We start from the raw sequence: 20,309 nt of genomic DNA, 5'->3' as shown, positions 1-20,309 counted from the left end.
ACCGGTGGTCATGGGTGATGGTCAATTTGATAACGAGACGTTGGATGATTTTGATTTAAGCGACGATGATCTCACGGTTGCTGAAACCAATTTGGGTGAGGAAGATCTCGGCCTTGATGAGTTTGCAGACGAAGACGAAGGTAGCTACGAAACCGTTGCTCAAACTGAAGATGCCATTAGCGAGTCGGAAATCTACATCGCTTATGGAAAGTTTGACCAAGCAATCGACTTGTTGTCTTCGGCAATTCAATCTGAGCCAAGCCGCACTGATTTGCGCTTGAAGTTACTTGAACTGTATACCGAAGTTGATGACGCCGAAGCTTTCGCAAAAGCAGAAGGTGAACTGAGTGAGCTTGGCGATATTATCGCTAGTTCACAAGCAGAAGATCTACGTAAGCGTTTATCATCTCCTTTAAACCCGATGGTTGCTGGAGCAGCTATTGCTGCAGGAGCAATGTCATTAGATGATGATCAAATTCCATCACTCGATGAAGAGAGTGATGAATTCGCCGGTGGTTTAGATTTCGGTGACGCATTAGATTTTGGTGATGACACTGAAACCGTTGCCGACGATGGCCTAGGAAAATCTTTAGAAGAAGTACCATCTTTAGACTTAGATGCTAACGTCGATTTTGATGTGGCGAGTGAAGGCCCGCAGTTGTCACTTGATACGCCAGATTTGGATGACGAGTTTGATAGCGAAAGTGATGAACTTGAGTTTGATGTCGAAGAGTCGGCCGAGTTAGCTGAAAAGAAAGCAGATGATGAGCTCGACGAATTCGATTTCGATTTGGGTGATGACGCTGACGAGCCATTAGAATTTGATGAGCCTGCTGTAACAGAAGTGGCTGCAATTAAGGATGAACTCGTAGCCGATGACTTTGATTTTGCAGACGATGAAATGGAAGCTCAGTTAGATCTTGAAACCATTGATTTTACTCAAGAGCCAAAAGCTATTGTCACTGCTGAAGCTGAACAGGAAGAACTCGATTCAGATTCTGATGAAGATGACCTAGTTGAACTCGCCGAGACTACCGCGGAAGCGCCTGCTTCTGAAGATGACGTTTTAGCTTTCGATATGGATGCAGAAACAGGTTTTGAGTCTGATGATAGCGATATTGATTTGCAGTCGTTAGAAGCAGAACTTGATGCTATCGGTAGTGAAGCTGCGGATGCTGAAGTTGTATCAGGCGCAGATGATCTTGATGAAGATATGCCAATGGCCGATGTTCAAGATGATCTAGCCGACGCTGAAGATGATTTGGCAGAGTTCGATTTAGCTATTGCCGATGATGCAGAAGCGCAAGATGATATTGAAGTAGCAATTGAAGAAGATGAGGATGATCTGTCCATTCTTGATGGCTTAAGTGCCGGTGAGGATGACAGTGCATCCGAGTTAATTGGTGGCATTGATTTGGATGAGCTGGCAGCATCAGATGATGAGTTCGATTTCCTAGCTGGTACAGATGAATGTGCAACCAAGCTTGACCTTGCCCGTGCTTACATAGATATGGAAGATGTTGACGGTGCGAAAGAGTTGCTACAAGAAGTTGTGCAAGAGGGTAGTGATCAACAGAAGCAAGATGCTCGCGAGTTAATGGATAATCTCGCCTGATCTATGACTAATACCCGTCGTTACGCCGCCGTTGTTGAATACAACGGCGCGCGTTTTCATGGTTGGCAACGCCAAAAACACCATGATGAGCCTACCGTGCAAGCAGCCCTTGAGGCAGCACTTTCTAAGGTCGCGAATCACCCAGTTGAAGTAGGCTGTGCTGGCCGTACTGATGCTGGTGTTCATGCTACGCGCCAAGTTATTCACTTTGATAGTCATGCCATTCGTACTAATTACAGCTGGTTGATGGGTGTAAATACTAATCTTCCTAGTGGTGTCGCGTTGCAATGGGTTGATGCAATTGACGATGAGTTTCACGCCCGCTACAAGGCAAAAGCTCGTCGCTATCGCTACCTGATTTATAACAACCAAGCGCGTCCAGGATTAATGCACGATCAGTTAACTTGGTGGAAATATCCACTGGACGCTGCGCTCATGCACGAGGCCGCTCAGGCTTTGTTAGGCGAGCACGACTTTACGTCCTTTAGGGCGAAAGATTGCCAAGCGAAGTCGCCGATAAAAACTATGCATGCAATTACTGTGAAACGCTGGGGTTCCATCATCATGGTGGAATTGGAAGCGAGTGCATTTTTGTATCATATGGTTCGTAATATTGTTGGCGTACTGCTGCCGATTGGTGAAGGACATAAGCCAGTTGAGTGGATGGCGGACGTGTTAGCACAACAAGATCGAACTAAAGCGGGGGTGACCGCGCCTGGCGGAGGTTTGTACTTTGTTGGGGTGCAATATCCGGAGCGTTTTGAAATCCCTTGCGACCCTTGGGGTCCAGCCTTGCTTGAGCCTGTATTAGGGCTTTAGTAAATTTTTATTTGATTAGAGCATTATACCGTTATCTTTTTTGGCGTATCGGTTATGACTTCGTTTAACTCTCTTTGCTATCATGCTGAGTCTATTTTTATGACTCTGGGTGACAGAGTTGAATCTCAGTAGGAGAGCAGGGCATGTTACGCACACGCATTAAGATTTGCGGTATCACCCGAGCCGAAGATGCTCTGGCTGTCGTCGATGCAGGCGCAGATGCGCTAGGTTTAGTGTTTTACCCGCCGAGCCCGCGTGCGGTTGACATCGCCGCGGCGAAAATGATCGTCGCTGATGTTCCTGCATTTGTTAGTGTTACCGCTTTGTTTGTAAATCCTACCGTAGAAGAGGTGCAAAGCGTTTTAGATAGCGTTAGAATTGAGTTACTTCAATTTCATGGTGATGAAGAAGATGCCTTCTGTCGGCAGTTTAATCGTCCCTACATCAAAGCCCTCCGTGTCCGGCAAGCGTCGGACTTGGTGGCGTCGTGCCTGCGGTTCCCAAGCGCACTGGGCATCCTTCTAGATAGCTACAAGCCGGGGGTGCCCGGAGGAACAGGAGAGACATTTGATTGGTCTCTGGTTCCAGCAACACCACCAAAACCTATTATTCTTGCCGGTGGCTTAGTCCCTGAAAATGTTGCTGCTGCGATTGAACAAGTCGCGCCGTTTGCCGTCGATATTAGTGGTGGCGTAGAAGCAGCAAAAGGTATTAAAGATCACGGCAAAATCAACGAATTTGTAAAAGAGGTGTACCGTGTCGACCAACACAGACTTCAATGTTGAACTTCCAGATGAACGTGGCCATTTCGGTATTTTTGGCGGACGTTTTGTTTCTGAAACACTGACTGCAGCGTTAGATGAGTTGCAATCTACCTATGAAAAACTGCGTGATGATCCAGATTTTCAAGCGAAATTTGATTCAGACTTAGCCCATTATGTTGGCCGTCCTTCGCCTTTGTATTTGGCAGAACGTTTAACCGCTCATTGTGGTGGTGCGCAGATTTATCTGAAGCGTGAAGACTTAAACCATACTGGTGCTCACAAAATTAATAACACCATAGGCCAAGCCTTGTTGGCTAAGTTTATGGGCAAGAAAAAGATCATTGCAGAAACTGGTGCAGGGCAACACGGCGTGGCTTCTGCAACCGTAGCCGCGCGCTTCGGTTTGGAATGTAAAGTATTTATGGGCTCGACGGATATTGAGCGCCAGAAGCTTAACGTCTATCGCATGAAGCTGCTGGGTGCCGAGGTCGTGTCGGTGACGTCGGGTACAAAAACACTAAAGGATGCGATGAATTAAGACATGCGTCACTGGGTAACGAATGTCGATCATACCTATTATGTGATCGGCACCGCTGCGGGCCCGCATCCATACCCTATGTTAGTACGCGACTTCCAGAGTGTGATTGGTCGTGAAACGATTCGCCAATGCGATACGCAGATTGGTCGTCAGCCCGATGCTGTGGTTGCGTGCGTCGGCGGCGGTTCAAACGCCATTGGCATGTTTTATCCTTACATTAAGTACCCAGAAGTCGCCATGTATGGTGTCGAAGCGGGTGGCTTGGGTCTGGATGGCAATGACCATGCGGCGCCACTAAGTAAAGGGCGACCCGGCGTATTGCACGGCAACCGTACTTACTTAATGGAAGATGAGAACGGCCAAATTATGGGTACGCACTCTATTTCGGCAGGTCTAGATTATCCAGGTGTTGGTCCTGAGCACAGCTGGTTGAAAGACGTGGGTCGCGCGCAATATGTTGCGGCAACCGATGATGAAGCGATGGAAGCTTTCCATAAACTGACGCGCCTAGAAGGCATTATGCCAGCGTTAGAAACTGCCCATGCGGTTGCATACGCCATGCGTTTGGCAGCGACTATGGGTAAAGAACAGGTGATCGTGGTTAATCTTTCTGGGCGTGGTGATAAGGATATCCATACCGTAGCCACCTTAGACGGAGTAACGGCCTAGAAGCTCTAGTGGCTATTGCGCTAGAAACTACTTTGTTAAGAAGCAGCATCGAAATGTTCATTTATGGGTATAAACTCCGCTTTCTCGCTGCTTCTTGCCTCGTATTTTCGGCGCTCATAACGCCCCTATGTTTGAATGTGACGAATCTGCTGCGCTCGCGACGGTTCCGAAGCTCTTTAGGTATAGCTTTTTAGGTATAGCCCTCTATAGGGTGCTCAGAAATAATTATTCTTCCTCGCGATCAACATATCGAGAGGAATAGGTAGGATTAAAAAATGTCTCGTATCAATACTGTATTTACAGCTCTAAAAGAACAGGGTCGCCAAGCGCTGATCCCATACGTAACTGCCGGTGATCCGCTGAAAGAATCTACTGTGCCTATGATGCATGCGATGGTGGAAGCGGGTGCCGATATTATTGAATTGGGTGTGCCGTTTTCGGACCCAATGGCCGATGGCCCGACCATTCAATTGGCGTGCGAACGCGCGTTAGAACACGGCACGTCATTGCGCGATGTGTTGGCTATGGTGACGGAGTTCCGTAGCAAAGATAGCACTACTCCGATCGTGTTGATGGGGTATTTGAACCCTGTTGAAGCGATGGGTTATCAGACGTTTGTCGACGCTGCTATTAAGGCGGGTGTTGACGGTGTTTTGATGGTGGATTTACCGCCAGAAGAAGCGCACGACGTCGATAGTATCTTCAAAAAAGCAGGGCTGGATGTCGTCTATTTGATTGCGCCAACCACAACCGATAAACGTATAGAAAGCATTGGTCACGCCGGTAGTGGTTATGTGTATTACGTTTCTATCAAGGGTGTGACGGGTTCAAATACCTTAGATATTGATGACGTTGCGCGCAACTTAGAGCGTATTCGTAAGCACGTTAGCATCCCTGTCGGTGTGGGCTTTGGCATCCAGAACGGTGAAACTGCCGCTAAGGTTGCGAAAATTTCCGATGGTGTGATTGTCGGTAGTGCTTTGGTTAATCGTATTGCCGCGAACCAACATCAGCCAGACGTTGCGATTAAAGAAGTGTCCGACATTCTAAAGACTATGCGTTTAGCAATGGACGCATAAGCCAGTCATTATGTCGCAAACATTTTCTAGCGTTGATGAATGGCTAACTCATCTTGAAGGTATTCATCCGGCGGAGATCGAACTAGGTTTAGCGCGTGTCTCGCGGGTTGGTGCTGCAGTGGGCTGCTTACGAGCGGCACCACTGATGATTTTGGTGGGTGGAACCAACGGCAAAGGGACCACGAGTGCGCTGATTGCGGCTCTGTTACGCCAGCGTGGATTGCGCGTTGGTGTATACAGTTCGCCGCATATTTTGCGTTACAACGAGCGCGTGAGTATTGATGGTGTCGATATCAGCGACGCCGATTTATGCGCCACCTTCGCTCATATCGAAGCCGCGCGTGGCGATACCACGCTCACTTACTTTGAGTTCGGTACGTTAGCGGCATTGATTCATTTCCAACAGCAGGGCGTTGATGCTTGTGTGATGGAAATTGGCTTAGGCGGACGACTGGATGCGGTGAATATAGCGGAAGCCGATATTTCCGTGGTGACCAGTATTGGTCTCGATCACCAGTCATGGTTGGGTGATACGGTTGCAGAAATTGCTTACGAAAAATGCAGTATTGCTCGTAAAAACAGTTTTCTGGTTTGTGGTCAAACAGATGCACCCGATACAGCTGCAAGTACAGTAGCCAATATCGGCGGACAATTTGTTGGCCGTGATCAGGGGTTTGATGCTCACTTAAGCGATAACGGAATCGAGGTTCGGTTCCGCGATTTAAACGGCACTCCGCAATGCTGGGCTTTACCGACACCTAAAATTCCTTATCCAAACGTTGCTACTGCCATTCAAACATTGGCATTGATCAATCAACTGCCGAGTTACGAAGATGTTGCGGCTGTGGTTTCGACGTTGGCTGTTCCTGGTCGATTGCAGACCTTTGATTTTGGCGCTCTGCACTTGACGCTTGATGTTGCCCATAATCCTCAAGCAGCTGAGTTTATTGGTCAGCAGTTAGTTCAAGTGGATGGTATTGTGCTCGGTATGTTGGGCGATAAAGATGTCGAGGGTGTATTGCGAGTTTTACCGGCAAGTAAGGCCTTCCATCTCGTTAGTTTGACTCAGTGTCATCGCGGTTTAAGTGCTCAAGCATTGCACGCTCGTGCCGATTTTGCTGCAGGCGTTCAGGTGCAGGAGTGGGATACCGTCGAACAAGCATTGAATGCTTTGTTAGCGGCAGGTGCGACAGGACATTGGCTTATTGCCGGGTCATTTTATACCGTTGAAGCGGCTCAAATTTGGCTAAACACCTATCAGGCTGATCGGCAAATGCAGAGTAGCGGACAGGGAGCTGCATAATGGAACTACACCTTAAAAAGCGCATATTAGGCGCGCTCGTCACTGTTGGTATCGCTGCATTGGTGTTGCCGGTTGTGCTGGATGGTTCACGTACTCACCGCGGTTTGAGTTCAGATGTTCCTCCTATGCCAGAGCCGCCGCAGTGGTCAACATTAGAAGATGAACGAAAGGTGAGGAAAGAGCTGGAGCAGCTCGCCAGCGGTGAAGCCGAAAAAATGGTGTCCGTGCCTGATATCGTAGTGGTTGATCACGACGACACGTCTCGTGGTGGTGTTCAAGGCGATCGCTCAAGTTTGGATGATGAGCAGATGCCATATGCATGGACACTGCAGATCGGTGTTTTCTCTCAGCGCGATAACGCTCATCGCCTGCGCGATAAATTACGCGGTTTGGGTTACAAGGCTTATGTGCAAGAGTTTGCTGAAACCAAGCGTACCGGTGTCTATGTTGGACCTGAATTAACTCGCGCGAAGGCTGAAGAATTGCAGGCGGCTCTTAAGACAGAGTTGAAGCAAAAAGACATCTACCTTCGTCGCTACAAGGCTGAGAGTTAATCCAAGGAAGTGCCCAGCGATTAGAGCTTTCTTACCCTGCGTGCTTTGGTATACTGCGCGCTTTCTTGATGTACTCAGAGGCAGCGAATGGCAGTAATTGATTGGGTGATACTGGCCGTTGTCGTTGTGTCGGCCCTGATCAGTCTAAAGCGCGGCTTTGTGAAAGAAGCGCTGTCACTTGCCTCGTGGGTCGCTGCATTCTTGGTTGCGCGCTTTTTCAGCGCCAACCTATCAACCTTATTGGTTGGACAGATTGAAACGAACTCCCTTCGTTGGATCGTCGCTTTCGTTATTCTTTTTGCGGGCACTTTAGTTGTCTGTGCTTTACTGAACTATCTATTGTCTGAAGTTGTCAGGATGACGGGGCTGAGCGGTACGGATCGGGTTTTCGGTATGGTCTTCGGACTTGCTCGTGGCCTTTTAATCCTAGTCGCGATTGTGTTTTTGGCGCAGTTTACGCCAGTAGCGCAAGATCAGTGGTGGCAGGAATCCCTCTTTATACCTCATCTAGAAACAGTTGCTGATTGGGCGCGGAAAACGCTGCCATCAACGGTAACTCAGGTGATGACGACTACTAATTAAACTCTAGCTTTTTGAGGTTACACGCGCATGTGCGGAATAGTGGGTATTGTCGGCAAATCCCATGTCAATCAGGCTATCTATGATGCCCTGACAGTATTGCAACACCGTGGTCAAGATGCCGCAGGCATCGTGACTAGCTACGGCAATAAGCTGTGTTTACGTAAAGACAATGGTCTGGTGAGTGACGTATTCCGCACTCGTCATATGCAGCGTTTGTTGGGCAATATGGGTATTGGCCATGTGCGTTATCCAACGGCGGGGAGTTCTAGCTCTGCAGAAGCTCAGCCGTTCTACGTGAACTCGCCTTATGGCATTACCTTGGCGCACAACGGTAACCTGACCAATACAGAAGAATTGGCAGACGATATTTACCGTGAAGATCTACGTCATATTAATACAACGTCAGATTCAGAAGTATTGCTGAATATTTTTGCTCACGAGCTGCAAGAACAGCGTCAGTTGCTACCAACGCCAGACGTTATTTTTAAGGCAGTGAGGGAGGTACATAAGCGTATTCGTGGTGGTTATGCCGTGGTTGCTATGATCAGTGGCTATGGCATTGTTGCTTTCCGTGATCCTCATGGTATTCGTCCAGCTATTTTCGGTTCGCGTAAAACCGCGACAGGCATGGAATATATGGTTGCGTCTGAATCGGTTGCTCTAGATGCTCTTGGTTATAAAATCGAGCGCGATATTGCACCCGGTGAAGCCATTGTTATTACCGAAGATGGTCAGCTGTTTACTCAGCAATGTGCTGAGCACACAGAGCTAACTCCGTGTATTTTCGAACAGGTTTATTTTGCGCGTCCTGATTCTATTATTGATGGCGTTGCAGTGTATAAAGCGCGTTTGCGCATGGGTGAAAAGCTGGCAGAAAAGATTTTGCGCCAATACCCAGATCACGATATCGACGTTGTGATTCCAATTCCAGATACGAGCCGTTCATCAGCCTTGGAATTAGCCAATCGTTTGGGCGTGAAGTATCGCGAAGGCTTTATGAAAAATCGCTACATTGGCCGCACCTTTATTATGCCGGGCCAGCAGTTGCGTAAAAAATCCGTTAAGCAAAAGCTTAATGCCTTGGATTTAGAATTCCGCGGTAAAAACGTATTGTTAGTGGATGATTCAATTGTTCGCGGTACAACGTGCGAGCAGATCATTGAGATGGCTCGTGATGCTGGCGCGAATAAAGTGTATTTTGCTTCGGCGGCTCCTGCGGTTCGTTACCCCAACGTGTATGGTATCGATATGCCGGCGAAAGAAGAGTTCATCGCTCACGGTCGTACCACTGAAGAAATTGCCACGGCAATTGGTGCCGATTGGTTGGTGTATCAAGATATCGACGATCTCGTTTCTGCTTGTTTAGAGGGCAGTAAAACGTCGGCAAAGAGCTTTGATTGCTCGGTATTTAACGGTAATTATATTACTGGCGATATTAACGATGAGTATTTCGAGCGTCTTTCTCAGTTGCGCAATGATGCGACCAAAGAAGGTAAGCGAGTTGTTGAAAACGTTGCAATCGATCTACATAACGATGAAACCGAGTCCTGAGGGGATCAGGTAATGAAGGATTTTTCAGAATTTAATGGCCGTTATCAATCCGATTTAACTGATGCTGGATTTGATACGTTAGCGGTGCGAGCTGGGCAAGTTCGTACCCATGAGTGTGAGCATTCAGAAGCCATCTTCACGACCAGCAGTTATGTATTTAACTCGGCGGCAGAGGCCGCTGCGCGTTTTTCTGGCGAAGTGCCGGGTAACGTCTATTCACGCTACATGAACCCAACGGTTCGCACCTTTGAAGAGCGCTTAGCGGCACTTGAAGGCGGCGAACTGTGTGCAGCTACCGCATCCGGTATGGCGGCTATTTATTCTGTATGTATTGCTCACATGCAAGCGGGTGACCACTTAGTGTCGTCACGCAGCGTATTTGGTAGTACGAATATTCAGTTCGAGCGTTATTTACGTAAATTCAACGTCGATATTACCTACGTTGATTTATTGGATATTGATGCTTGGCGCGCAGCGATTAAAGACAACACTAAGATGTTGTTTTTAGAGTCGCCGTCGAATCCGTTAACTGAAATTGCGGATATTCGTGCTTTGGCTGCCTTAGCCAAAGAAACGAATACCTTATTAGTTGTCGATAACTGTTTCTGTACCCCTGCGCTGCAAAAGCCGTTAGCGTTAGGTGCCGATCTGGTTATTCACTCGGCTACCAAATATATCGACGGCCAAGGCCGTTGTATTGGTGGTGCCGTAGTGGGTTCTGCGGAATTAATTGAACCGGTAGTTGGCGTTTTGCGCTCGGTCGGCCCGACGATGAGTCCATTTAATGCGTGGGTATTTTTAAAAGGGTTAGAAACACTCGGTTTGCGCATGAAAGCGCACAGCGAGAATGCTCTAGCACTAGCGCAGTGGCTGGAACAGCATCCAAAAGTGGCGAAAGTCAATTATGTAGGTTTGCCTACGCATCCGCAGCATGTGCTGGCAATGAGTCAGCAAACGTTAGGTGGCGGCGTACTGTCATTTGAAGTCGCTGGAGGTCGCGAAGCGGCTTGGAAGGTCATCGATGCTACGCGTATGATCTCCATTACGGCGAACTTAGGTGATACTAAAACGACGGTGACGCATCCGGGCACGACGACCCATGGTCGTTTAACCGATGAGCAGCGCGACGCTGCTGGCATTAGCCAAGCCTTGATTCGTATCGCCGTTGGTTTAGAAGATGTTCGTGACATTATTGCGGATTTAGCCAGCGGTCTAGACGCACTGTAATTCAATACCAGCATCTTCGGGCTTATCGCTCGCAGATGCTTTCCCAAATTCCTTAAAAACTGGATTTTATCCTACTTTTACCCTTAAGCTCGAAGGCTGTCGATTTTTAAGGTGTCCTCATGGCTGAGCCAATTGCCAACGCATTAGAACAACTCAATAAAGTTATCCTTGGTAAAGAGCCAGAATTGAAATTGGCGCTGACGTGCTTGTTGGCAAAAGGTCATTTGCTTATTGAAGACTTGCCCGGTATGGGTAAAACCACCTTGTCCCATGCTTTAGCCATGGTGCTGGGGCTTGATTACAACCGGATTCAATTCACCAGTGATTTGCTGCCTGCGGATATTCTTGGCGTCAGTATTTTCGAGCGTGAAGGCGATCACGGACAATTCCGTTTTCATCCCGGACCGGTGTTTAGTCAGTTATTACTTGCGGATGAAATAAATCGTGCGACACCTAAGGCTCAAAGCGCTTTGTTAGAAGCGATGGAAGAGGGTCAAGTGACGGTTGAAGGCGAGACGCGTCCATTACCCGATCCATTCTTTGTGATTGCGACCCAAAATCCGATCTCTCAGGCGGGAACATTTCCCTTGCCAGAATCACAGCTCGACCGGTTTTTAATGTGTATTCAATTGGGTTATCCCGATGAACGTGCTGAACGTGAATTGTTAGAAGGGGTGGATCGTCGTTCGATGATTGCAGGTCTAAATGTCACCATCGACCATGCCATGCTAACTCGATTGCAAGCTGCGGTACTCAAAGTTAAAGCGTCGTCCAGTGTCTTGGATTACTTACAACGTATTGTTGCCTTTACGCGCACCCAAGGTGGCTACGCTTATGGACTATCGCCACGCGGTGCACTGGCGCTGCTACGTGCCGCCAAAGCATGGGCGGTGGTGCATAAACGTTTGTATTTGTTACCCGAAGATATTCAGGCCGTACTTCCTGCGGTAGCGGATCACCGTTTAGGTGATAGTGCCGGTGGTGGTGCTCATAGCGCATCGCAAACAATTTTAACGCGCGTGCCGGTATTGCTTTAAATCATGCGCGATTTTTTTCAACGACGTTGGGCCACTTGGTTAGATCAGCGCATACCCAGTACTGCGGTGTTAGCCTTATCTCATCGTTCGGTATTTATATTACCGAGTCGAGTCGGCTTTATGCTCGGCTTTGTTTTGTTGGTTATGCTGGTAACGGCCATTAATTATCAAAACAGCCTGATCTATGCCGTCACGTTTTGGTTATTCAGCGTTGCGTTGACCAGTATGTGGTTCACCTTTGCGAATTTGTCCGGTCTAACATTAACAGCAGGGCATGCTAATCCTGTATTTGCCGGAGAAATGTTGGATTTACCGGTAATCTTAGCTGCGCAACCTAAGCGCATGGCAGCTGGCGTTCGGGTGGGATATCGCGGGGAACCTTTGGTGATGCACACAATTCCTGCCAATGGACGCGTCATTGCGCGTTTATCGCAGCGAACCTCCAAGCGTGGTTACTTTAAGGCGGGGCGTTTACGCGTCGAAAGTCGTTTTCCATTGGGGTTCTATACGGCATGGTCGTGGGTGGCACTCGACTATCGAGTCTTGGTGTATCCAGCACCCGAATCTTCACCTTTGATTTTAGGTAACGGCGAAGAGGGAGAAACGCTCCTAGGTGCTGTCGCGCACAGATCGGGCGAGCAAGATTTTAATGGCTTACGTAATTATCAGCCTGGCGATTCCATGCGGCAAATTGCCTGGAAACATCTGGCGCGCGGTAAAGGTTTAATGACCAAGCAATTCGATCACGACGACGGCGCGATGTGCTGGTTGCGTTGGGATAATGTCAATATCGCCGATGTCGAGCGACGCTTATCACGACTGTGTGGCTGGGTATTAGAGGCTCATCACAATGGTTGGCGCTATGGCTTGCAATTACCGGCTATGGAAATTCCGCCCGCTAATAGCGACCTTCATCTGCAAGCCTGCTTAGAAGCCTTGGCGTTATATGGGCAGGATAAATCATGAAGCAAGCGGCCAACGCGATCCCGCGAATTTCGTTACTTTGGTTGCTTGCTGGTTTTGGCTCCTCGTTATTACTGCATACCAAACACCTACCCATTTGGTTTTTAATTCCATTAACCATTTGCGTCGGCTGGCGGGCGCTAACCCATGCGGGGCGTCTCCCATATCCTAATAAATTGGTTAAAGTTTTGGTTGTGGCGCTAGCGGGCGCTGTAGTTGTTATCTCGTTTGATCGACAATTGTCGCTGGAGGGAGCATCTGCCTTTTTAGTGATAGCCGCGATGCTGAAATTACTCGAGATGAAAACTCAGCGCGATGCTTATGTCATCGTATTTATCAGCTATTTCTTATTAGTTTGCGGATTTTTATTCGATCAATCCATCACTGCAGCGCTTATTGGTATTAGTTCTGTATGGATTATTACCAGCTCTATGGTCGCACTGCACATGAGTACCCCGGCGGGCAATGTCGGAGCACTTCCTGTTGCTCGTTACAGCGCTTCGGTATTAGCGGCGGCCTTGCCCTTTATGCTCTTTGCTTATTTGTTATTTCCGCGTTTAGGTCCGTTATGGAGTATTGGCCTACAGTCGAAAGAGGCACACACCGCGCTGTCGACAGAAATGGCCCCAGGTGATATAGCCAGTTTAAGTCAGTCGGACAAATTAGCCTTTCGCGTTACCTTTGATGACAACCGCCGTCCGCCACAAAATGAACTTTATTGGCGCGCGTTGATGCTGGATTTTTACGATGGCAATGCGTGGCAGCAATCGAAACCGGTGACAACGGCTAAATGGTTTAGTCCTCGCGATCTCGACAATCGAGGCGAGCAAGGTATTGGCTATGATGTTATTCAAGAGCCGACCGATCAGCAATATTTATTCTCACTGCGTGGCGTTCATGCCTTGGAAGAGAATACTGGCGTAACTAATGAAGATTTTCTATTAGCTCGTAAACCATTATTTCAGCGGCTACGATATCGTGCATGGTCTGATCCAACGGCTAGCAATCAATCTGATGGATTGACCTGGCTTGAGCGCAAACAATATTTACAATTACCCAGTCAGGGCAATATCGAAGCTCGGCAGTGGGCCAATGATTTGTATTCTGTGGCAACAACCGACTGGGCATTTGCACAAAACATCTTGACCTATTTCCGACAAAATCCTTTTTTCTACACACTAGAACCACCGCTACTTAAAGATAACGATATTGACGAGTTTTTATTTACTACCCAGCGTGGTTTTTGTGCCCATTATGCCTCGGCGATGACATTTGTTGCGCGTTCGGTTGGTATACCTGCGCGAGTTGTTGTGGGGTATCAAGGTGGTGAGTGGAATGCGCAAGAAAACTATTTAACGGTACGTCAATACGATGCTCATGCGTGGGTGGAGTTATGGATTCCTACTATGGGCTGGGTGCGGTTCGACCCAACGGCAGCGGTCGCACCGGATCGAATTGAATATGGCCTAGAGCGAGCAGTAGAAAAGGAAGGTACTTTTTTACGTGAGCAAATATTCTCTAGCCATAAAATGCGCGGTATTAGCTGGCTTAATAATTTGCGTTTAAAACTTGATTCGGCTAACTACTATTGGCAGCGCTGGGTGCTGTCCTACGATAAGCAGCGCCAAGGTAAGTTATTAAAGCAATGGTTTGATCGCGGTAGTTATCTTGATGGTCTTTATATGCTTGCGGCTGTTTTGGGTGGATTGTTTCTATTGTCGGCTATTGTGTTGTGGTGGCGCGATCGACCAAAACAATTGCCGCCGTTACAACGAGCTTGGGTGGCGTTACAAAATCGCGCACAGCGCAGTGGACTTGAGCCATTAGTAGGAGAAACCGGCTCCAGTTACTTAGCTCGTTTAGGTCAGGCTTGGCCTGAACTCGATCAACAGAGCCGCGATGTTGCCAGTTTAATGGATGCGTTTTTATACGGTGAATTAAGTGAAAAAGCCGATAAGGCTGACTATAAAATGCTGGTTAAGCGATTAGGGCAGTTGCGTAGAAGCCTTCGGCCACGGACAAAAACATCCGCTACCAGCAACGTTCATAAAGGGACCGTATGAGCCGGACTTCATATCGTTCACCATATTAGTGAACAAGCTATCTTCCGATAACGTACAGAGGGCACCAAAGCCATAAGCGCCATAGTAACTTAGCCGGTAGGCATTGCCGTTTTCGACCTTGTACAAGGCTAAACCCGGGCTAGCCGACAGTGGTAGCTCATCTTCCGATTTTAATACCAGCAGCTCCATACGCTGACCATTTAGGCGTTTAAAATCGTCGATCTGATCGGTTGTTATCGAGGCAGGTGCGAGTGCGATAGCGCGCAATTCTTGCTTAGAAAAGTGGCTTAACAAGGAATCTAGGTGACGCTGACTGACAGCGTTGCATAAGCAATCGGGATTCCATAGGTGCAACAGAATAATTTGTTGTTCAATCTCGCTTGCGGGTAATCGCTGCAAAATGGCCGATAAGGCTGTGTCCACAGCGCCTATCTGCATCGCTTCAACAGGATCGGTGTCTGCGACAAATGGCCTTAGTTGTTTCTGTTGAAACCACCAAAGACCAAAAAGAGAGCCTCCAAGCCAAAGAGTGATCAGGGCGATTAAGAGTATGTGTTTAACGGTTGAGGTAGATGTCGTCATGGCTGAATTATAACAGACTGATAGAATGTCACCCGCTAGGATTTTGGTGTATGTTAGCGTCATTCGTTAGTGAGCAACTGGACTTTCCTGATGCCCAAGACTTTTATTCAGGTTACTGATTCGAGTTTTTCTGCCTTAGTTGAAGATGCCTCTCGGCATGGACCTGTGTTGGTGGAAGTATGGGCGCCGCACTGCGCTCCTTGCCGAGCACTAGAGCCTTGGTTAAATACCCTTCAATATTCAATGCCACATCTCACGGTTTTGAAACTTAATGCCGAATCAGAGCTATCGATGGTGCACCGCTGGCAGATAAAACAGTTACCGACCTTGCTGTTATTTGCTGATGGCGAACTGCAGGCGAGGGCTGCTGGAGTAATAACTAGTAAGCAATTACAAGAGTTTGTGGCATCGGTTTTAACGCCTGCGTCAAAAGATATCACCGAGCCATGTAGCGTTAATGCTGATCATGTATTACTTACAGAATTAGAACAGCTCATTGCCTGTGAGGAGTTTGAAATGTTTGCGCAAAAAATAGCTAACTTACCGGATGCGGTAACTCGCGCTCCTGCATTTCAACTAATAATTGCACGAGTAAATGCACGTCAGATAACGCCGGAGCTTAATGGTATTGATCAACATTTAGCCGCTAGTATTCAGAATGCTCGGCGTTTGTCCGCTAACGAGGATTACTGCCAAGCGATTGAGCTCTTGTTGGCCATTGATGCGACACTCGCTGAACGTGAAGCTATCGCCAGTGCTCTATTACCGATCCTAGACACTATGACGGATCGACGCTTAGCGCATCAATATCGGCGCTTGTGGTTGCAGCGCTGAATTACGTTAGTGTTGTTTTGTTAATTTTTTTCTATAACTTTTCCTTTTAGGTCAATGACTTAGCATTTGTTGTTAAGTTGTAACTAAGTCCCAATCTCGTCCAGCAAATTCGCTAACCCCGACTATAGTCTGATGTGCAATTTATCAGTAAGGCTGACTTTTTAGACTGATGAATTATGCCTGTGGTCAATAACACGAAGTTGGGGAATTAATATGATGGATAAGGCTAAAATTACGATATCACAGCGGTTACTGCTGATTTTTAGTTCAGTATTTCTTGTTGGTGCAGCCTATCTACTTTTTGAGGTATCACAATATCGCGACGATATTTTACTGGAAAAGAAAATAGAGCTTGGTCAACTGATTGACGCCCAATCTTCACAAATTCAGGCGGTGATTCGTTCAGCCCAAGGATTGTCAAATAGCGAAGCGAAAGTTCACGCTGCAAATCTTGTACGTCAAATTCGTTACGATCAAAAGCAATATTTTTTTCTCATTGATGAAGACTTAACAATGGTCGTACATCCATATCAGCCTGTTCTTGAAGGGCAGTCGATGCTTACGGCGAAAGATCCGAAAATACGTGAACTCTTTCAACGGATGAAAACAGAAGCCTTTAAAGATCGGGTTGGTTATGTGGAATACGAGTGGCCGAAGCCAGGTAGTGATACGCCCGCGAAGAAATTGACGGCTGTAACTAAGGTGTCTGGCACCGATTGGATTGTCGGCACTGGTGTTTATATTGATGATATCGACGAAGCCATCACTCAACGTTTTATCCGAGCCTGCACATTGTTAACGGTTTGGGGCTTTGTCATGTGGTTGTTAGGCAATTATTTTGTTTCATCCATCCAACGGCCATTAGCACGTATTGCGCAAAATTTAGTCGGTATGACTCAAGGTGATTTAAGTACTGAGTGCCCGACATCAAGTACTTCTGAAATGGCAATTCTTGCAGAGAGCATTAATAGTATGCGCATGAGAACGCGGTCACTTATCGCCGCAGTCCAAGACAATAGTCGTGACCTGACAAAGTCTACCGGCAAGTTAAAAACGAGTATGTTGATTGTGAGTGATGGTTCAGAGCGTCAGCACAAGGAACTCGACACGATTGCGGAGTCAATGACGATGATGGTCGATACGATCTTCTTAATGGCGGGTCATGCTCGTGACGCGGCTGACGATATGCAGTCTGCTAGCCACCACGCATGTGAAGGTGAAACCCGAATGGATCAAGCGCGCAATCGGGTATTTTCGTTGTTAGATCAGCTCGAAACATCCGCAGCGGCTATTGCCGAACTTAATAGCTCGGCAGCGCAAATAGCCTCTGTTGCTGAAGTTATTGCTAGTATCTCTGAACAAACGAATTTACTGGCATTAAATGCCGCCATCGAAGCTGCTCGTGCGGGTGAGTCTGGCCGCGGCTTTGCTGTGGTTGCCGACGAGGTGCGTACTTTGGCGCAGCGTACTGGCGTAGCAACGGATGAAATAAAACAGGTTATTGAAGTGATCACCAGTGGTTCAAAAGCAGCTGTGGACGCAATGGAACACAGTGCTGAAGAGACCAGAGCTTGTGCCGAAGACGTAGACCAAGCTCAACAACAGCTGGCGCTAATTTCTACTGGTATGACGAAAGTTAAAGATCTTAATTTACAACTGGCGGCAGGTATTACTCAGCAAGAACAAGTCGCTCGTGAAATGAATAATAATTTAGGTGAAGTTACTCGTGCAGCGGATGAACATCAAGTAACCGCCAGACACTTAGATAAAGCCTGTAATACATTAACGGAACTCTCTGATTCGCTAGAGCAACAATTAACCCAATTCCGCACCGATACTGATATCAGGCCCGTACTCTAGGCCTTTCTTACAAATGACTTTGGCTCGCACTGGTTTCAATCGCCGTGCGGGCTAAGCATAATAAGCCAACTCGAAATTAAGAATGGGCATGTTATGCAAGAGCGACAGCTAGGAACGACGGATATTCAGGTAACCGAACTTTGCCTCGGTACAATGACTTGGGGCGAACAAAATACCGAAGCGGAAGCACATCAACAACTCGACTTTGCCCTAGATGCTGGTATCAACTTTATCGATACCGCCGAAATGTATCCTGTGCCTCCTAAGGCAGAAACCCAAGGTCGTACGGAACAATATCTCGGAACTTGGATAGCTAAACGTGGCCGCCGCGATGACTTTATTCTGGCTACCAAAGTGGCTGGTCCTGGCGACTGGATGACTCACATTCGCAATGGTCCGCAACTCACCGCCGATCATATCCAGCAAGCCTTAAATAGCAGCCTAACGCGGTTGCATACCGATTATGTCGACCTATATCAAATTCACTGGCCAGCGCGACCGACCAACTTTTTTGGACGTCTAGGCTATGCGCACGACGACGTAGAAACGACACCTCTTGAAGAGACTTTGCTGCCTCTGAAAACTCATCTACAAAGTGGAAAAATTCGCCATTACGGTTTATCCAACGAAACGCCGTGGGGCACGATGAAAGTTCTCGCGCTTGCTGACAAGTTGGGGATGCCTCGCCCAGTAAGTGTGCAGAACCCATACAACTTATTAAATCGCACTTATGAAATCGGTATGGCTGAAGTATCACATCGTGAGCAGGTGGGATTACTGGCGTATTCGCCGATGGCATTTGGTATGTTGAGTGGTAAATACCTGAATGGACAACGGCCAGAGAACGGTCGTATCACCTTATTTAGCCGTTTTACACGGTATACCAGTGAGCAATCCGAAGCTGCAATTACGCGTTATGTGGCACTTGCAAAAGATATTGGTCTGTCACCGGCCCAATTGGCACTCGCTTTTGTTACCCAACAAGGATTTGTTACCAGTAATATTATTGGCGCCACAACGATGGCGCAGTTGGAAGAAAATATTCGCAGCGTTGAGGTAAAATTAAGCTCGGATGTTTTGGCAGAAATTGAAGCAATTCATAAAGCCATTCCAAATCCAGCCCCATAACTAACACTCCAAATCGAGGCGGCGATGAACCGACAGCAAGCACTATTTGGTCGTTTCAGTGCCGACCTTCCAGCGGGAAAAGTTGAATGGATCGGCGTTCGTCCAGCACGCCGAGAACCTATGATTCGGATAACCGAGGCGGAAGCCATTGCCTCGCTTGGATTAAAGGGCGATCGTCGCATGGACGGCAGTCCCGGCTCTGGTCGGCAAGTGACATTTATTAGCGCCGAACATATTGATGTAGTTGCCCAACTACTGAAATACAGCAGCATTGATCCCGCGCGCTTACGCCGCAATATTGTTATTAGTGGCGTCAACTTAAATGCTTTAAGGCATCAACAATTTCGTATCGGCGACGCCATATTTCTAGCAACTGCTGCCTGTCATCCTTGTTCTCGCATGGATGAGGTGCTGGGGCAGGGCGGTCATGCCACGATGCTGGGACACGGTGGCTTATGCGCGAAAATACTGCGTAGCGGTAAGATAAAAATAGGCGATGAAGTTGTCTGTTTACTCGATGGTGAACGTTTGCCTGAAGTGTGATAGCGACAAATAAAGTTGCAATGATTGCTCCCTTTAGTTATTGGTAGAGAAATCGCGGCAGCGAGAATTCGTCGGCTTTTCGATGAGTCAAGTATAAAAAATGATGGAGCATTTAAGGCATGAACAATAAGCGACTTATCATTCTGAAAAATCAAGGAAGTATCAGATGACAAAATATATTCTATTGTTTTTGGCCTTAGTCGTCTTCGATCAACGAGAGAAGATTATTCATTATATCGACCCACCACCTGATTATGCCGCATTGCACGACGGTAAAGTTATTTTATATGCCACTTCTTGGTGTGGTTACTGCAAAAAAGCTCGCCAATTTTTAGATCAAAAGAAGATTCCGTATTTCGAATATGATATTGAAAAATCGGAAGAAGGGAAGCGCCAGCATCGTGCGCTTGGTGGTAGTGGCGTGCCTGTTTTATTGGTAAACGGCAGTGTGATAAAAGGCTACAGTCCAAGTGAAATATTGGCGAACCTATAAAGGTTTAAGTAAAGGTTTAGGTAAAGGTTTAGGTAAAGGTTTAGGTAAAGGTTTAAGTAAAGGTTTAAGTAAAGGTATAAGTAAAGGTTTAAGTAAAGGATTAAG

Annotated in this window: 18 protein-coding genes and 1 pseudogene; 18 read left to right on the top strand and 1 reads right to left on the bottom strand. The window is 47.4% G+C overall.

All coding sequences use genetic code 11. From position 1 onward, the window contains the following. From UXZ23_RS02445 to UXZ23_RS02385, 13 genes and pseudogenes are all read left to right on the top strand, one after another. Positions 1 to 1,615: FimV/HubP family polar landmark protein (locus UXZ23_RS02445; RefSeq protein WP_320819067.1), on the top strand; the 1,615-nt coding region annotated here is incomplete at its 5' end. Positions 1,616 to 1,618: 3 nt separating this feature from the next. Beyond that, complete coding sequence (gene truA / locus UXZ23_RS02440) at positions 1,619 to 2,434, top strand: tRNA pseudouridine(38-40) synthase TruA (RefSeq protein ID WP_320819066.1); 816 nt, start codon at positions 1,619 to 1,621, stop codon at positions 2,432 to 2,434. Between the two features lie 143 nt (positions 2,435 to 2,577). Next, complete coding sequence (locus UXZ23_RS02435; RefSeq protein ID WP_320819065.1) at positions 2,578 to 3,219, top strand: phosphoribosylanthranilate isomerase; 642 nt, start codon at positions 2,578 to 2,580, stop codon at positions 3,217 to 3,219. Continuing rightward, positions 3,191 to 4,405, top strand: a pseudogene (gene trpB, locus UXZ23_RS02430) (tryptophan synthase subunit beta). The gene UXZ23_RS02435 and the pseudogene trpB overlap by 29 nt, the downstream one beginning before the upstream one ends. A gap of 275 nt (positions 4,406 to 4,680) precedes the next feature. Beyond that, positions 4,681 to 5,484: a tryptophan synthase subunit alpha gene (trpA, locus tag UXZ23_RS02425; protein ID WP_320819064.1), complete on the top strand. Its 804-nt coding sequence runs from the start codon at positions 4,681 to 4,683 to the stop codon at positions 5,482 to 5,484. Between the two features lie 10 nt (positions 5,485 to 5,494). Beyond that, positions 5,495 to 6,787 carry a bifunctional folylpolyglutamate synthase/dihydrofolate synthase gene (locus UXZ23_RS02420; protein ID WP_320819063.1) on the top strand — a complete coding sequence of 431 codons (1,293 nt, stop codon included), beginning with the start codon at positions 5,495 to 5,497 and terminating at the stop codon, positions 6,785 to 6,787. Further along, the gene (locus UXZ23_RS02415; protein WP_320819062.1) at positions 6,787 to 7,341 is read left to right on the top strand and encodes an SPOR domain-containing protein; all 555 of its coding nucleotides are present in this window, start codon (positions 6,787 to 6,789) and stop codon (positions 7,339 to 7,341) included. The genes UXZ23_RS02420 and UXZ23_RS02415 overlap by 1 nt, the downstream gene beginning before the upstream one ends. Before the next feature lie 87 nt (positions 7,342 to 7,428). Continuing rightward, complete coding sequence (locus UXZ23_RS02410) at positions 7,429 to 7,923, top strand: CvpA family protein (protein WP_320819061.1); 495 nt, start codon at positions 7,429 to 7,431, stop codon at positions 7,921 to 7,923. Positions 7,924 to 7,950: 27 nt separating this feature from the next. Then, complete coding sequence (purF, locus tag UXZ23_RS02405; protein ID WP_320819060.1) at positions 7,951 to 9,474, top strand: amidophosphoribosyltransferase; 1,524 nt, start codon at positions 7,951 to 7,953, stop codon at positions 9,472 to 9,474. A 12-nt stretch (positions 9,475 to 9,486) separates the two neighbouring features. Next, positions 9,487 to 10,701 carry an O-succinylhomoserine sulfhydrylase gene (locus UXZ23_RS02400; protein ID WP_320819059.1) on the top strand — a complete coding sequence of 405 codons (1,215 nt, stop codon included), beginning with the start codon at positions 9,487 to 9,489 and terminating at the stop codon, positions 10,699 to 10,701. A 119-nt stretch (positions 10,702 to 10,820) separates the two neighbouring features. Continuing rightward, entirely contained in the window at positions 10,821 to 11,738 is a 918-nt protein-coding gene (locus UXZ23_RS02395) for an AAA family ATPase (protein WP_320819058.1), read from the top strand. Between the two features lie 3 nt (positions 11,739 to 11,741). Continuing rightward, positions 11,742 to 12,704: a DUF58 domain-containing protein gene (locus UXZ23_RS02390; RefSeq protein WP_320819057.1), complete on the top strand. Its 963-nt coding sequence runs from the start codon at positions 11,742 to 11,744 to the stop codon at positions 12,702 to 12,704. Then, positions 12,701 to 14,764, top strand: a complete 2,064-nt coding sequence (locus tag UXZ23_RS02385) for a DUF3488 and transglutaminase-like domain-containing protein (protein WP_320819056.1) — start codon at positions 12,701 to 12,703, stop codon at positions 14,762 to 14,764. The genes UXZ23_RS02390 and UXZ23_RS02385 overlap by 4 nt, the downstream gene beginning before the upstream one ends. Here the strand turns inward: UXZ23_RS02385 and UXZ23_RS02380 are convergent. Next, complete coding sequence (locus UXZ23_RS02380; RefSeq protein ID WP_320819055.1) at positions 14,687 to 15,346, bottom strand: DUF6436 domain-containing protein; 660 nt, start codon at positions 15,344 to 15,346, stop codon at positions 14,687 to 14,689. The genes UXZ23_RS02385 and UXZ23_RS02380 overlap by 78 nt on opposite strands. A gap of 90 nt (positions 15,347 to 15,436) precedes the next feature. Between UXZ23_RS02380 and UXZ23_RS02375 the strand changes: the two genes are divergently transcribed. The 5 genes from UXZ23_RS02375 (at position 15,437) to UXZ23_RS02355 (ending at position 20,204) form a co-directional block, all read left to right on the top strand. After that, positions 15,437 to 16,180 carry a thioredoxin family protein gene (locus UXZ23_RS02375; protein WP_320819054.1) on the top strand — a complete coding sequence of 248 codons (744 nt, stop codon included), beginning with the start codon at positions 15,437 to 15,439 and terminating at the stop codon, positions 16,178 to 16,180. Between the two features lie 213 nt (positions 16,181 to 16,393). Further along, a complete protein-coding gene (locus UXZ23_RS02370) occupies positions 16,394 to 18,040 on the top strand; it encodes a methyl-accepting chemotaxis protein (protein WP_320819053.1) in 1,647 nt (548 codons plus the stop codon). Between the two features lie 93 nt (positions 18,041 to 18,133). Next, positions 18,134 to 19,168: an NADP(H)-dependent aldo-keto reductase gene (locus UXZ23_RS02365; protein ID WP_320819052.1), complete on the top strand. Its 1,035-nt coding sequence runs from the start codon at positions 18,134 to 18,136 to the stop codon at positions 19,166 to 19,168. Positions 19,169 to 19,192: 24 nt separating this feature from the next. Beyond that, the gene (locus tag UXZ23_RS02360; protein WP_320819051.1) at positions 19,193 to 19,711 is read left to right on the top strand and encodes an MOSC domain-containing protein; all 519 of its coding nucleotides are present in this window, start codon (positions 19,193 to 19,195) and stop codon (positions 19,709 to 19,711) included. Between the two features lie 166 nt (positions 19,712 to 19,877). After that, a complete protein-coding gene (locus UXZ23_RS02355) occupies positions 19,878 to 20,204 on the top strand; it encodes a glutaredoxin family protein (RefSeq protein WP_320819050.1) in 327 nt (108 codons plus the stop codon). Positions 20,205 to 20,309: the final 105 nt, after the last annotated feature.

It is taken from the genome of Thalassolituus sp. (assembly GCF_034111725.1).
In the GTDB taxonomy this organism is placed as follows: Bacteria; Pseudomonadota; Gammaproteobacteria; order Pseudomonadales; family Oceanobacteraceae; genus Thalassolituus.
The sequence above is the reverse complement of the archived record's forward strand: the minus strand, read 5'-3'. Positions and strand labels throughout refer to the sequence as shown.